General features: G+C 46.5%; 19 protein-coding genes. 3 read left to right on the top strand and 16 right to left on the bottom strand.

The window, feature by feature from the left end:
* Window positions 1-62: 62 nt before the first annotated feature.
* From HQN90_RS02615 to HQN90_RS02680, 14 genes are all read right to left on the bottom strand, one after another.
* Window positions 63-290 carry a DUF2273 domain-containing protein gene (locus HQN90_RS02615; protein WP_173216125.1) on the bottom strand — a complete coding sequence of 76 codons (228 nt, stop codon included), beginning with the start codon at window positions 288-290 and terminating at the stop codon, window positions 63-65.
* A 14-nt stretch (window positions 291-304) separates the two neighbouring features.
* Window positions 305-865 (bottom strand): alkaline shock response membrane anchor protein AmaP, encoded by a 561-nt coding sequence (gene amaP, locus HQN90_RS02620; protein WP_079409548.1) that lies wholly within the window; start codon window positions 863-865, stop codon window positions 305-307.
* A gap of 88 nt (window positions 866-953) precedes the next feature.
* Complete coding sequence (locus tag HQN90_RS02625; RefSeq protein ID WP_079409547.1) at window positions 954-1,367, bottom strand: Asp23/Gls24 family envelope stress response protein; 414 nt, start codon at window positions 1,365-1,367, stop codon at window positions 954-956.
* Window positions 1,368-1,528: 161 nt separating this feature from the next.
* A complete protein-coding gene (gene accC, locus HQN90_RS02630; RefSeq protein ID WP_079409546.1) occupies window positions 1,529-2,887 on the bottom strand; it encodes an acetyl-CoA carboxylase biotin carboxylase subunit in 1,359 nt (452 codons plus the stop codon).
* Between the two features lie 46 nt (window positions 2,888-2,933).
* Window positions 2,934-3,431, bottom strand: a complete 498-nt coding sequence (accB, locus tag HQN90_RS02635; RefSeq protein ID WP_173216127.1) for an acetyl-CoA carboxylase biotin carboxyl carrier protein — start codon at window positions 3,429-3,431, stop codon at window positions 2,934-2,936.
* 156 nt (window positions 3,432-3,587) lie between these two features.
* Window positions 3,588-4,388, bottom strand: a complete 801-nt coding sequence (locus HQN90_RS02640) for a SpoIIIAH-like family protein (protein WP_173216129.1) — start codon at window positions 4,386-4,388, stop codon at window positions 3,588-3,590.
* 38 nt (window positions 4,389-4,426) lie between these two features.
* Window positions 4,427-5,065, bottom strand: coding sequence for a stage III sporulation protein AG (gene spoIIIAG, locus HQN90_RS02645; RefSeq protein ID WP_079409689.1), 639 nt, complete (start codon window positions 5,063-5,065; stop codon window positions 4,427-4,429).
* A gap of 4 nt (window positions 5,066-5,069) precedes the next feature.
* A complete protein-coding gene (gene spoIIIAF, locus HQN90_RS02650; RefSeq protein WP_173216131.1) occupies window positions 5,070-5,819 on the bottom strand; it encodes a stage III sporulation protein AF in 750 nt (249 codons plus the stop codon).
* A gap of 13 nt (window positions 5,820-5,832) precedes the next feature.
* Window positions 5,833-7,032 (bottom strand): stage III sporulation protein AE, encoded by a 1,200-nt coding sequence (gene spoIIIAE / locus HQN90_RS02655; protein WP_079409542.1) that lies wholly within the window; start codon window positions 7,030-7,032, stop codon window positions 5,833-5,835.
* A gap of 24 nt (window positions 7,033-7,056) precedes the next feature.
* Entirely contained in the window at window positions 7,057-7,446 is a 390-nt protein-coding gene (gene spoIIIAD / locus HQN90_RS02660) for a stage III sporulation protein AD (RefSeq protein WP_173216133.1), read from the bottom strand.
* A gap of 10 nt (window positions 7,447-7,456) precedes the next feature.
* A complete protein-coding gene (gene spoIIIAC / locus HQN90_RS02665; RefSeq protein WP_029197158.1) occupies window positions 7,457-7,660 on the bottom strand; it encodes a stage III sporulation protein AC in 204 nt (67 codons plus the stop codon).
* Window positions 7,661-7,721: 61 nt separating this feature from the next.
* A complete protein-coding gene (spoIIIAB, locus tag HQN90_RS02670; protein ID WP_173216135.1) occupies window positions 7,722-8,240 on the bottom strand; it encodes a stage III sporulation protein SpoIIIAB in 519 nt (172 codons plus the stop codon).
* A gap of 3 nt (window positions 8,241-8,243) precedes the next feature.
* Window positions 8,244-9,230 (bottom strand): stage III sporulation protein AA, encoded by a 987-nt coding sequence (gene spoIIIAA / locus HQN90_RS02675; RefSeq protein ID WP_173216137.1) that lies wholly within the window; start codon window positions 9,228-9,230, stop codon window positions 8,244-8,246.
* Window positions 9,231-9,302: 72 nt separating this feature from the next.
* Window positions 9,303-9,566, bottom strand: a complete 264-nt coding sequence (locus HQN90_RS02680; RefSeq protein ID WP_079409538.1) for a YqhV family protein — start codon at window positions 9,564-9,566, stop codon at window positions 9,303-9,305.
* A 343-nt stretch (window positions 9,567-9,909) separates the two neighbouring features.
* Between HQN90_RS02680 and comA the strand changes: the two genes are divergently transcribed.
* Genes comA through HQN90_RS02695 form a run of 3 tightly spaced genes read left to right on the top strand, consistent with a single transcriptional unit; the run spans window position 9,910 to window position 11,978 of the window.
* Window positions 9,910-10,713: a phosphosulfolactate synthase gene (comA, locus tag HQN90_RS02685; protein WP_173216139.1), complete on the top strand. Its 804-nt coding sequence runs from the start codon at window positions 9,910-9,912 to the stop codon at window positions 10,711-10,713.
* Window positions 10,714-10,716: 3 nt separating this feature from the next.
* Entirely contained in the window at window positions 10,717-11,457 is a 741-nt protein-coding gene (locus HQN90_RS02690; RefSeq protein WP_173216141.1) for a 2-phosphosulfolactate phosphatase, read from the top strand.
* A gap of 56 nt (window positions 11,458-11,513) precedes the next feature.
* Window positions 11,514-11,978, top strand: a complete 465-nt coding sequence (locus HQN90_RS02695) for a DUF441 domain-containing protein (RefSeq protein ID WP_079409534.1) — start codon at window positions 11,514-11,516, stop codon at window positions 11,976-11,978.
* A gap of 8 nt (window positions 11,979-11,986) precedes the next feature.
* On the opposite strand, the gene HQN90_RS02700 is transcribed toward HQN90_RS02695, so the two are convergent.
* Both HQN90_RS02700 and efp read right to left on the bottom strand, forming a co-directional pair.
* Entirely contained in the window at window positions 11,987-13,243 is a 1,257-nt protein-coding gene (locus HQN90_RS02700; protein WP_079409533.1) for an aspartate kinase, read from the bottom strand.
* Between the two features lie 136 nt (window positions 13,244-13,379).
* Window positions 13,380-13,943, bottom strand: coding sequence for an elongation factor P (efp, locus tag HQN90_RS02705; RefSeq protein WP_079409532.1), 564 nt, complete (start codon window positions 13,941-13,943; stop codon window positions 13,380-13,382).
* Window positions 13,944-13,945: the final 2 nt, after the last annotated feature.

Here is a 13,945-nt window from a genome sequence, read left to right on the forward strand (position 1 = left end):
TCTTAGTATACGTCATATTAGATTGAATCCAAACAAAAAAATCCATGGTTGAACCAGGGATTTTAGCGAAACATTCTCCATTTTTGCGTGAGATAGCGCCAAATGTCTTCCAGCATAACGAAACTTTCCTTGCGATCCAGCTTGTTTCCGATATAAAAACCAAGGAAGACAATGAATCCGAAGATCAACATATCCCAAAATCCAAAAAACAAATAAATAAAACCAAAAAAGACGCCTGCTGCCACTCCGATCACTTTGCCCCTATGGGACGCCCAAAGCTCATTCCACATGAGTGGGTTCACCTCTATTCGACTCGGCTTTTAAAAGTTGGGGCTGATTGCACGATATTTGCTACGAATACGGTTACGGAAGCAACTGGAATGCCGGTAATGTCTTCAATATAACTTTTCACAGTACTTTGCATCTCTTCAGTTAGTTCGGGAATCGAACCTTCTCCATCGACAATGGTTCTGATTGTAATCTCTAACCCGGATTGGTTGACACGGACTCGCGCGCGAAGATCTTTGGCGCCTTTCGTTCGACCGGCAGCTTTCAACGATAAGTTCTCAACCGTTTCAATGGAAATACGAATGTCGCCAAAATCGGTTCTCTGATCGATAGACGGCGCTTGCGAGCGGCCTCGGCGAAGAGTCAAAACAAGAAAGCGCACGGAAATTAACAGCATGATCAAGCTAATGGCAATGGCTGGGTAAGCATAGTTTTTGTCAAAATAGAAACTATTCAGCGTTTGACCTGCTTGTTCTAACGGGATCCAGCTTGAAGCTGTGAACAATACAACGATAGAAGCAACTAGAATGATTAGGCTATAAAGAAGCAGCAAGAGCCTGTCCACAATTTTACCCACGTAAGCTTGTCCCCTTCCTATAGTTAGAGGAAACCCCCTGCAACCTGTAGGGGGTTTCAATTGGTCCATATGGATACAGCAATTCCGCCTATTTCACTCGATGTGCAGCTGCTGTTTCTTCTTCGATCGGTTTATCTGCCTGTTTAAAATGAACGTCATGAATGTGTACGTTGACTTCAACCACATTTAAGCCTGTCATCGATTCGATGGCATTCTTCACATTTTGTTGAATGTCGCTAGCAACTTCAGGAATCCGATTTCCATATTCAATAATGATGGAGACGTCAATGGCCGCTTCACGTTGTCCGACTTCTACCTTTACGCCTTTGGACAAATTTTTGCGTCCAAGCAATTCAGCAATACCGCCAGCTAATCCGCCACTCATCCCCGCTACACCTTGTACTTCTACCGTTGCCAAACCGGCAATGATCTCAATAACCTCGGGGGCAATCTGGATGCTGCCTATATCTGTTTTGACGTAATCCGGAGCGATTGTGCTCATTGGGGCACCTCCTTAGAGTTTATGAAGCAATTTTTTGGCGTTTTGCGCCCGTATAAATAGTGTCGAAAGCTTGCGCTTGAGAATACGCTTCAACCTTAGGCTGGATAAGCTATCTTAATTTATAACTATACCATTTGGCAAAAAATATGACAAATGTTTGTCTACGAGTCTGCGTCGTTCACATCGTGCTCTTCCAAGAATTTAATATCATGGTCGCCCTTGATAAAACGCTTGTGTTCAAGCAGCTTCAGATGGAACGGAATCGTTGTGTTTACTCCGTCTACAGCGAATTCAGTGAGCGCTCTTTTCATGCGGGCAATCGCTTCATCACGCGTGCTTCCCCATACGATCAGTTTCGCGATCATAGAATCATAGTGAGGAGGTATCGTATAGCCCGGATATACCGCGCTATCCACCCGAACACCGAAACCGCCAGGAGGCAAGTAAAACTTCACTTGTCCGGCCGAAGGCATGAAGTTCCGATTAGGATCCTCGGCATTGACACGACATTCAATCGCCCAACCGTTAATGCGAACATCGTCTTGTGTAAAGGAGAGAGGGTTCCCTTCGGCTACACGGATCATTTCTTGAATGATATCAATCCCTGTAATCATTTCGGTTACCGGGTGCTCAACCTGAATTCTCGTATTCATTTCCATGAAATAGAAATTGCCGTCAGGACCCAAGAGGAATTCCAATGTTCCGGCGCCTGAGTAGTTGACTGCTTTGGCTGCGCGAACCGCTGCCTGCCCCATGGCTGTACGTGTTTCTTCCGTCAGAATCGGACAAGGCGCTTCCTCAACAAGCTTCTGTCTACGACGCTGCACAGAACAGTCACGCTCGCCTAAGTGAACCACATTGCCATGTTTATCTGCTAGAATTTGAATTTCAACATGCTTCATGCCTGTTAAATATTTCTCCAAATAGATACCGGCATTGCCGAACGCATTTTGAGCCTCTTGTTGTGCAGCCGTAATTTGCTGAACGAGCGTATCCTCGTTTTCGGCAATTCGAATGCCTTTGCCGCCGCCGCCTGCCGTTGCTTTGATAATAATCGGATAACCGATATCTCTCGCAATGACAATCGCGTCTTCCACGTTCTCAACCAAACCGTCAGAACCTGGAATAATCGGCACACGTGCTTCTTTCATCGTTTGCTTGGCAACCGCTTTATCACCCATGCGGCTAATGGCATCAGGCGATGGACCAATAAACGTAATATTGCAGCTTTCGCAAATTTCAGCGAAGTCTGCATTTTCTGCTAGAAACCCGTAACCTGGATGAATGGCATCACACTCAGTCAGCGTAGCTACACTCATCAGATTCGTAAAGTTCAAATAGCTGTCCTTGGAGGCAGTAGGTCCAATACAATAGGCTTCATCAGCTAGTCGCACATGCAGCGCATCACGATCTGCTTCCGAATAAACAGCCACGCTGTAAATGCCAAGCTCACGACAAGCCCGGATAATACGAACAGCTATTTCTCCTCGGTTCGCTATTAGGATTTTATGAAAGTTCATTGTTTTTCCTCCTAAGAGTTTTCCGCCTAAGTTAAAACAAATGCGCTTACTCCGGTTTTACCAAAAATAAAGGTTGTCCGTATTCCACGAGCTGGCCGTTTTCAACCAGAATTTCAACGATTTCACCTTTGATTTCCGCTTCAATCTCATTCATTAATTTCATAGCTTCAATGATGCAAACAACCGATTTATCGCCTACTTTGCTGCCAACGCTCGTGAAAGGAGCAGAGCCAGGAGAAGCAGATTCATAGAAGGTTCCTACCATCGGTGAAACTATCTTATGTAAAGATGAGTCTTCTTGCTTAGCATGTCCAGCAGTCGTAGGCACAGAAGCTTCCAATGCGGCAACAGGTGCCGTGTTTGCAACGCTCGCTTGACCAATTGGGGCATATGTGTGCTGAATGGGAGCCGATACGTAGACGGGCTCTGATTTGTTCGGTTTACGAATAGCAAGGCGTGCGCCTTCATTTTCGATTTCAAGTTCTTGTAAAGAGGATTGATCCACGAGTTTGATCAACTCTTTGATTTCACTCAATTTGAACATTCATGTCACTCCTTTAGACGTTGGTGAACCAGTAAAAAATGCGGTTTCATAGCCGCAACGTATGTATTATACCTATAAACGCAACAAATGGAAAGAGTCCAGTTTGTCCGGACCCTTTCCAGTGACATCTCAATCAAGCTTATTTCCTCTCTAATCCTATGGACGAACGTACTGAATCTTGATGTTTTCCGGCGCTGCGCCCAGCTCTTTGACCACCATATCCACAATCGTAACACCTTGGCTTTTCTCCAATTTATCGCTTTGCACCGTTACTTTCCACTTGTTACCATCTTGATTCACAATGGCTTGCGGGAAATCTTTCATGAGTACATCTTGCAGGTTTTCTACTTTGTCTTGAACATCGGTTAACTTGGATAAATCGTTCGTTGCTTTGGCTACAGCTTCAGGCGTCTTCTTCCCATCGATAATAATTTCCATGAGGTCAGAGGACGTTTTTCTGAAGTATTCGCTTTGTTTCATTTGTTCGTTTGTGAAAAAGTCACTGGCGGAGGTCGTTTTCGCTTGTTCTTCCACTTGCTTTAACACTTGATCGTCTGTTTTGGCTGTATTGGATTGCGGCGTTGTTTTCGAAGCATCTGCTTTTGTCGTCGTTTTGGCATCTGTTTTGGTGTCTGTTTTAGCATCTGTTTTGGTGTCTGTTTTAGCATCTGTTTTGACTTCCGTCTTCACGTCAGTTTTTGTTGCATTTTGCGGAGTTGCCGCTTTCGTCGCGTCGACTTTTGTATCTGTGCCTGTTGCTGCTTTTACATCTGTTTTAGCCCCAGTCGCTGGGTCAACTTGACTCATATCAATCTTCACTTCTTGCGCTGTTTGCACTTTGCCTGTTGTGGCTAAATCCAGCTTGTTGACGTCCTCTGTGAACAAATAATATGCAGAAAGCACCACCATTAAGCTAAGCATAGATACGAGCCAAATTGTTTGTCTTTTTGCGTTCATTGAATATTCCTCCTCATAATTTGAATGATAATGGCGATTTATTCGCCGGTTTTACGGGGTAAAATGGAAATGCGGCGAGCTTCAACATCAAGACCTCTTTCAACCGCTTCTGTGATCATTTTCTTTACGGTGAGATTCTCGGCGCCTTTGGCGACAACGATAACCCCTCTGATCTTCGGTTTAATGTATTTGAGCACAAGCGGCTTCTGGTCACCGGACACTTGATAGATCACCACTTCACCACTCCGCGTTACCTGGGATATATTTCGGGTCGCCCCGCCATTGTCGCGTTCTGTCGTCATTTGCTGATTATCGTTATAGTTTTTGTCGACGTTCATTTCTTCCGTCGATTCAATTGTAACTAGCACTTCGACATCGCCGACACCGACAATTTTTTGTAAAATCTCTTTCAATTGGGATTGATAGGCCGCTTCATAGTCATGAAAGGCAGAATTTTCCTTGGGTGTACTACCGAGAAATGTTTCTTTACTTGGCGGCGGAGAAGCTCTGCCCGCATTGATGGGATCAACATCTTTTACAGTCATAAATGCATTGATAATCATCAGCGCAGCTCCTAAAAGTCCAATCATAATGACCCATAGCAGCGTATTTTTACGTTTGGGCCCTCCTGGACCTCCGCCGAATTTGTGCTCCATCCATTGCAGCAATGTTCCCATCGATTCACCTCGCAATCCTTCCGTTCCTTTGATCAACTTGAATATCAATCTGGGCAGGTTCCACTAGCCAATTGCGTGTAATCCCTTGCTTGAGCCGATCTACTTCCTGCTCTAACCGGGCAGGCAGCCCAGGTGCAGCCGCAGCTGGCTGATCCATTGTGCGGTTAGTCTGCTTGCTGGTTGTCGGTTCGATCCGTATCGGGTCAACGGGCTTAACAGGCTCCATCGCAGCGATACTTTTGGCAGTTCCTGAGGCTTGAGCCTGCTTCTTCGCGTCTATATCATCAAGGGTTACCCTGACTTTCATAATCACGGGTTTCCCATTATTGTCGATTTGTGCAGCCACTTGAACGTCTTGGATAACCAAGTCGGTTTGCTTCTGCAAGTCCTCTTTCATCATGCCGGCCAATTGGGTTTGCAGCATTTGCTGGGACTGCTTTTGGCCTTCCGCTTGCAGCTTTTGCGCATCCTTGGTAATGACTTCGAGCGATTTCATCCGTTGATCTCCATTGCCGGCACTGGCATACATCGTTTTTTCATTTTGCTTCTGCTCAGCCTGACCGATCAATTGATCCATGTCCCAATCCTTCTGAAACAGCTGTAGGACCGGAGATAGGAGCGTAAGGAGAATGAACAGGCTCATCACCGTTTTGACATAGCGCTGCATGGTATTGCTGGGAAGAAGCAGATCCACGAAGGTGGCCAGCATAATGACCATGATGACGGTTTTCAACCAACCGGCCAACCATTCCATAGCTTGGCTCCTTTCACCTCATCATGACGGAAACATTACTAATCGTGATCATTATCGTTAAAGCAAGAAAGAACATTAAGCTTACAGCGGCTAGTGCCGCAAAAACATAAATCAAACTCTTTCCAATGGTTTGCAGGCAAGCGATCATCGGACTGTCGCCCAAGGGCTGCATAATCGCTGCAGATAAGTTGTAAATAAAAGCGAGTATAATAATTTTGATCGCTGGAAACGCACAAAGCATGATCAAAATCACAACGCCTACAAGCCCAATCGCATTCTTCACTAGCAAGGAAGCCCCAATCACTGTCTCTGTCGCATCGGAGAACAACCGACCCACAACAGGCACGAAGTTGCCGGTAATGTACTTTGCTGTTCGAATCGCTACGCCGTCTCGCACAGCCCCCGCCGTCCCCTGAATCGATATGACCCCAAGAAAAACGGTCACAAATATTCCGAGCATGCTGAGCGCTATCGTTCGAAGCAGATTAGCCAATTGAGTCACTTTATACTTCTCACTGAGCGAACTCACAATGTGCAAGACTGCCGAGAAAAACAATAAAGGAAAAACAAATACATAAATCGCCGTTCCTACGGAGTGAATCATAAATACGATAAGCGGATGCAAAATAGCGACGGAAGTCACATTGCCCATTGAAGCAAGCAGTGTTAAAAGCAAGGGCACAATTGCAATCATGAATTGAATCATCGCTGTTATCGCCGATTTGGCATAACCGATTGCTACACTGAAACTATTGATAGCTATAATGATCATCACCATGTAGGTAATCGAATAACCAAGCTTGCTTACAGTATTTCGTTCAAAGGAACTTTGGAGCGTTTCGAGAATCATGCTGAATATCGTGAGAATAACGATGGAAGCGAGCAGCTTGCCATTGACGATGATTTCGTGGAACACATAGCTGAGCAGCCCTTTGAAAATGCTTTTTAAGCTGATCCCTTTAGTCCCAAGCAGCAGCTCCATGAAGGTTGGCGGCTTGCTTTCCGGGAAATATCCGCCGTAATCTTTCATGAGCTTATCCCAATATTGTTCAACAGGTTCCGTGTTCAAATGACTGGCCTGCTCTTGGATAATCGCATCGGTTGGTGACGCAGCATCGGTAGAGCCTGTCAGACCAAGCCAGCATCCTGCGATCAGTATAATCAAGATGATCCAGCGGTTGTTCAGCTTCTGGTGCGAATAAAGTAGGTTCATTCCTGTCACTCCTAAATGAATCATCTAAGCCGGAAGCAGCTTAACGACGGTTTCGATAATGACGGTAATGATCGGAATTGCCATCACCATAATGAGCACTTTGCCTGAAAGCTCGATTTTGGAGGCAATTGATTCTTGTCCGGCATCACGAACGATTTGGGCGCCGAACTCAGCAATGTACGCTACGCCAATGATTTTGAGAATCGTTTTAAGAAACACCATGTTGATGCTCGATTTTTGCGCCAAATCTTCCAGCACCTGGATGACCGTAGATATTTTGCCGATCAGGAACAAAAAAATCATAATGCCTGTAAAGGTAGCCAGCAGGAAAGCGAACATCGGCTTCTGCTCTTTGATGATGAGGGTCAGTATCGTAACAATAAGTCCGAGGCCTACAATCTGGATGATTTCCATAAGGCCCACCTCATTGGAATAGGAAAATCGTTTTGATTTCTTTGAACAAATGATCGAGCATACTGACGACCATAAAAAGAACGACCACGAAGCCAATGACCGTAACCCAGTGAGCCATATCCTCTTTGCCCATTTGCTTGAGCACCGAATGGATCATCGCGATGATGATACCGATGCCGGCGATCTGGAAAATGGCATTCACATCTACATTCATTCCAGGCACCTCACTCTGTTCACAAGGAGCGTTTGCCACCTCGGCATTTCCCTTGTTACCCTTAATACATCAAAATCACGATCAATGCGCCGATTAGGACTCCAAGGCTTTTCCACATTTTCTCGTAACGGCGCTGCTCTTCTCTGGACTCGGATTCTTCGGTTTGAAGCTGACTCATGGCCAGTCGCAGATGTTTGATCTGATCGCTTCGATCTGATAGGCCCAGTACACCACCCAGTTGAAGCACCACTTCTTGTTCAGCTTGTTTCATAGAAGTTCGCGTCCAGACATCCTTCACACTCATCTGCCAGATTTCACGGGTCGAGATGCCGTCACTTGCCGCCAGCCGTTCTGCGGTTATGCGAAACAAGGAAGAGACAGGATCAGCCACCTGTTTGCTAAGCGATAGGAAGGCTTCCGGAAGGGGGGTGAGCGCATAGGTGATTTCCGTCTCCATTCGTCCCAAAGCGCTAATCATCGCTCTAATCTGTTTGGGACGCCTCACATAATGAGCTGCCTTCAGGAAACCAAATAAGGTGGCCGCACTTATGATCAGAACCCCGCCAACGAATTTAAGCATCCTTCATCCTCCTCTGCTAACAGGAATGGAATCTACTGCTTTGCCGTAACGATCCATAACGCGGTAGGAAGACGGCGCTCCCTTTCTTCGCTGCAGGATGACATACCTAGCAAACACCCCTTCTTCCAAAAGCTGCTTTAGAACCGGACGCATTCGCACATCCTCGTAGTCCGATCCATGCGCAGTCGCTACAACCCGAATCCCTGTATGGACAGCCTCGTGAATAGCTTGAGCATCTTCGGGGCGCCCGATCTCATCCACAATCAGCACATCCGGTGACAAAGACCGAATCATCATCATCATGCCTTCCGCCTTCGGGCATCCATCCATCACATCGGTGCGCGGCCCAAGATCGAATCGGGGTACCCCTTTGACACACGCGGCCAGCTCTGATCGCTCATCCACAACCCCCACTTTCTTGCCGGATGCTGCGATAGCGCCTATTCCCCACTCTCCACGGCTTATCAAACGAGCCAAATCCCGAATCAAGGTCGTTTTCCCTTGCTGCGGCGGCGATATGATAAGCGTGTGATGAACACTCCTCAGAAGCGGATCATACAGCTGCGGCAGCAGCGCCTGACCGACCCCCGGCAACTCACGCGCAATCCGAATGTTGAAAGAGCTCACATCACGAATTTGCCGGACATGTCCTTGTTCCAACACGGTGCGCCCTGCTAGTCCTACACGATGGCCGCCGACTATGGTGATATACCCTCGCCGGAGCTCTTCCTCAAACGTGTATAACGAATGATTCGTTAGCATTTCCAGCAAAGACAGACAATCCTGACGGGTTGGCTTATAAGCCATAGCTTCCTGCGTTACCATCTGCCCCCGCTCATCCAGAAAAGCATAGCGCTCTCCCCAGCTAATCTCGAGGGGCCGAGACTCTCTCACCCTTATTTCCTCAACACTAGCTTGTACTGCATCTGGCAATTCAGTTAACAGAAAGCGGAGAGTTTGGGGGAGCAGTGGCAAGATTGATCTGAGCATAGGCTGACATCCCTCCAAGTTGTCCAGTCTTCTATATTCATTTCTATGCTTAATAGAAAGAAATATGACCGATTACTTTTTTAAAATACCAATAAATAGACAGCTTACACCCGCAATCACCCACAACATCTTGCCATAGGAGAGCTTCTCAGCGATTCCTACCAAACCAATGGTAGTTGTCGCTAATAGTACTAGAGGACCTACTAGAGCCAGCCCAGAGTTCACTAGAAGCGCCTTCTCCACCGTTGCCAGCCTCAACATGAGAATAGCGGCAATAATCTCAATACTTCCCGACATCATCCTCAGCGAGGCCATCGTTAGGACAATTTTGTTCATTTCTTTTTACTACCTCCTTTAAAAAGAAACAGCTCTTTTGAACCTGGACATCGTTACTAGCGGAGCAGTCTTATAAAAGGCCGGAAGCGACTTTTGCAAAACGGTTCCTTCCACCCAAAGGCCAATTCAATAAAAGGAACCGTTTTGCAATGGAGTCTGAAGGTTTTTATAAGATTGTGGAGCACTCGAATGTAACTTCGAACAGGATCAACTGCAGCTCACTCTTTTTACCCTACCTTATGCGGGCTCGTCTCATTTTAGGCATGCTGGGCACCACCATTTATCCAGATGCATATGCTGTACACATAATTGATCCTTCAAAGGACAGTGAGGAGAAGTACCGATGAAAGTGACCTCTTATTTAAATTGGAACCCCGTTCTGGCCGACCCCACAGGACAAAGGCAGGCCAAACCAAGGACGTTGGGCAAAACCATGGTGATGGATAAAGGATTAGGCATGTTTGCTTTTCAAGATTTGCTAAGCACATCCAGCAGCCATTTGGACATGATCAAAATAGGCTTTGGAACATCTCCCCTCTATCCGCAAGAGGTGCTGAGAAGCAAAATAAGCTTGGCTAAGGAAAGTGGGATTTGCATTTATCCGGGCGGCACCTTCCTAGAAGTTGCCTTGACTCAGCAAGCAGTAGACTCCTTTTTCGATATGATTATCGCACTTGGCTTTAACGGCGTTGAAATTTCCAACGGTACCATCGATATTGACCGAACAACGAGAAGCGAGCTTATCGCCAGAGGCCTGGAAGAGGGGTTGGAGGTCATCACCGAATACGGTAAAAAAGGCTGGGGTTCCACCATTGAATTAGAGGAGCTTATTGAAACCGTCATGATCGACACGGAAATCGGAGCGACCTTAGTGACGATTGAAGCGCGGGAATCGGGCGTAGGCGTTGGGATTTTTGATCATTCAGGAAAATGCAAAGACGAAGAATTGCAACAGGTGCTTTCGGCCGTGAACGGGCAGAAGCTCTTATGGGAAGCGCCGCTCAAAAGTCAACAGGTGCATTTGATCAGCATGCTAGGACCAGAGATCCACTTGGGAAATATCTCACCGGATGAATTGATCGCACTGGAAGCATTGCGAAGAGGGCTGCGTTCCGATACGTTGTCCTTAGGTACCAGAAAGGATTAGAAGATGCATATCGAGGTTGTCGCCAACATCGGCGAAGCGAGAAGTGACGATTTTCTTCATAAAACCGTCATCGTCGTTGATGTTTTACGTGCAACTAGCACGATCATCACCGCGCTCATTAACGGCAGCAAAGGCATTGTTCCTGTAGAAACCGTGCTGAAAGCCAAAGAACAATATCAAGAGGGCGATTTACTGGGGGGAGAACGATTCTGCAAAAAAATTCCCGGCTTCGATTTAGGAAATTCTCCTTCGGAATACACCAGGGAGTCTGTTCATGGGAAGCGGATCATTCTGACGACAACGAATGGAACCCGCGGGATTCAGAAAGCGATGAAAGCTGACCACATCTTGGCGGGCGCATTATTAAACAGCCGTGCATGTGCGCAGGCTGCCGTTGATTTGAAAAGGGATACGGTCATCTTATGCGCTGGCACACAGGATGTTTTTTCATTAGAAGATGGGCTCTGTGCCGGACTTATTCTGGAGGAGCTGGCTAATGAGCTGGGGGAAAGAAATATCCTGACCAATGATTTTGGGCTAGCGATGCGAGGTTGTTATCTCCAAAGCAAAGATGCCTTATATGAGGCCATTCTTGCCTCTGCAAATGGCAAAAAAATGAGTAAATCCGGTTTCCATGACGATCTGATCCAATGTTCCAGACCAAACGTAGCGAATCGAGTCCCTATTCTGGAGCGCGATCAGCTTGTGCTGCTGCCACGAAGCCTAACCCGCTCAGCGTTCTAAATACAAGCCCTCCTCATAAACTAGGATGGAAGTTATTTGGGTGAGGGGTAATGTCTATGAATGGCGATTTACTGTTAGTAATTCTAATTATTATTGGACTTATCGGCCGTTCTCCTATTATCACAACTGCAGCTTGCCTTCTGCTTGCGGTTAAACTCATCGGATTAGATCGCTTCTTCCCTACTATGGAACGAAGAGGCTTGGAGCTAGGCTTGCTGTTCCTTACAATTGGCGTACTCGTGCCCTTTGCCAGCGAACGAATCTCCATGAAGGATATCCTTTCTGTCTTCACGACTTGGCCTGGCATTATTGCATTGCTGGGCGGAGCTATTGCAACTTATATGAACGGCAAAGGTTTGGAGCTGCTAAAAATAGACCCACAATTAATTGTGGGTCTTGTTATCGGTTCCATCTTCGGTATAGTCTTCCTGCGCGGCATTCCGGTTGGCCCCTTGATGGCAGCCGGCATAACAGCCTTCTTATTGAAGCTCGCTTACTTTATTTCGGATAAAATCAGATAAGATTTCGATTATCTGCGATCTTCCGGTCCACCCACGAAGGCTTGCTCCGTTGTGTCCAAGCCATAGGCCGTGTGCAAGGCGCTGATAACATCCGTTAAGTTCGAGTTGTCAATGACGCAAGACATTTTGATTTCGGACGTGCTGACGAGTGAAATCGAAATTCCGAGATCGGAAATCACTTTAAACATCGTTGCTGCTACACCTGGCGTACTTACCATACCAGCGCCAACAATCGACACCTTCACGAGATTCACTTCGGAAGTCACTTCACGGTACCCAATTTCGCCGCGAATTTGCTCGATAACAGCCAATGCCCGCTCGCGATCGGCAAGTGTCGTTGTGAAAGAGAAATCAGCGGAACCGTTAATCACACCGCTTTGCACGATAATGTCGACATCAATTTGCACTTCAGCAAGTGAAATGAAAACTTTAGCTAGTTGACCCGGTTTCTCAGGAACACCTAGAATACTAATTCTTGCCACATTCTTATCATAAGCGATGCCGCGAACGACGATTCCTTGCTCCATCACTGCTTCCTCCTTCACGTTGGTACCTTCATTGTTAGTAAAGCTTGAACGCACCACAAGGGTTACGTTGTAGTTTTTGGCATATTCTACAGCCCTAGGGTGAAGAACGGCAGCCCCTAAATTAGCCAGCTCCAGCATTTCATCATAGGAAATTTCATTCAGCTTTCTGGCTACTTTCACGATACGCGGATCTGTGGAATAAATCCCGTCAACATCCGTGTAAATCTCGCAAAGATCAGCTTTAATTGCTGCAGCAAGTGCTACAGCTGTCGTATCAGAACCGCCGCGGCCAAGTGTCGTAATCTCACCTGCTTCTGTCATACCTTGGAACCCGGCTACGATAACGACGTTGCCCTGTTCAATCGCGTTCAGAACGCGCTGTGGCTGAATATCGGATATTCTCGCTTTGCCGTGAACAGCTTCGGTATAAATCCCGCTTTGCCAGCCGGTATAAGAAACAGCCTGCTCGCCTAAATTATGTATCGCCATAGACAATAATGCGACAGATACCTGCTCCCCTGTCGTTAACAGCATATCCATTTCACGAGCCGGTGGGGCTCCATCGTAAATTTGCTTAGACAAGTCAATCAAATCATCTGTTGTATCACCCATCGCCGAAACGACAACGACGCAGCTATGTCCTGCTTGTTTTCGCTCAACAATCCTTTTTGCAACACGTTTCATTCGCTCCGCATCACCGACAGAGCTACCGCCAAATTTCATCACGATTAGAGACAAAGCTGACCCACTCCTAACGCATACTAGTGCATAACAATTCAATATTATAGCATAAAACTGTACAGCTGTGGTAAGAAATACTTGATACATCAAAAAAGCCTCCCTAACTCATCCGAGTCAGAGAGGCTTGTCCTAATTAAGACTGTGCGCGAGAGATGTATCTGCCATCTTCCGTATCTACAGTAAGAACATCGCCTTCGTTGATGAAAAGCGGAACTTGAACGGAAAGTCCTGTTTCCACTTTTGCACTTTTGAGAGCGCCTTGTGCCGTGTTGCCTTTGATGCCCGGCTCCGTTTCAACAACTTTCAAATCAACGCTTTTCGGCAGGTTAATCCCGAGGATTTCACCTTGGTAGCTCAAAATTTTGATGTTCATGTTTTCGAGCAGGAAGTTCAGTTCCCATTTCAATTGCTCGCGGGAAAGAGCGAACTGATCGTAAGTTTCTGTATCCATGAACGTAAATTCATCGCCGCCTGAATAAAGGAATTGCACTTCACGGTTGTCGATGTGTGCGCGGCCAACGTTCTCGCCAGCGCGGAACGTACGTTCAACTGTGTTTCCGTTGCGCAGGTTTTTAAGCTTGGAGCGCACGAATGCTGCGCCTTTACCTGGCTTCACGTGTTGGAAATCCAGAACGGTAAAAATATCGTGCTCTACTGTAATCGTAAGACCTGTTTTGAAATCGTTAACTGATATCACTT

The sequence above is a fragment of the Paenibacillus alba genome (genome assembly GCF_013204855.1).
GTDB classification, from domain to species: domain Bacteria; phylum Bacillota; class Bacilli; order Paenibacillales; family NBRC-103111; genus Paenibacillus_E; species Paenibacillus_E alba.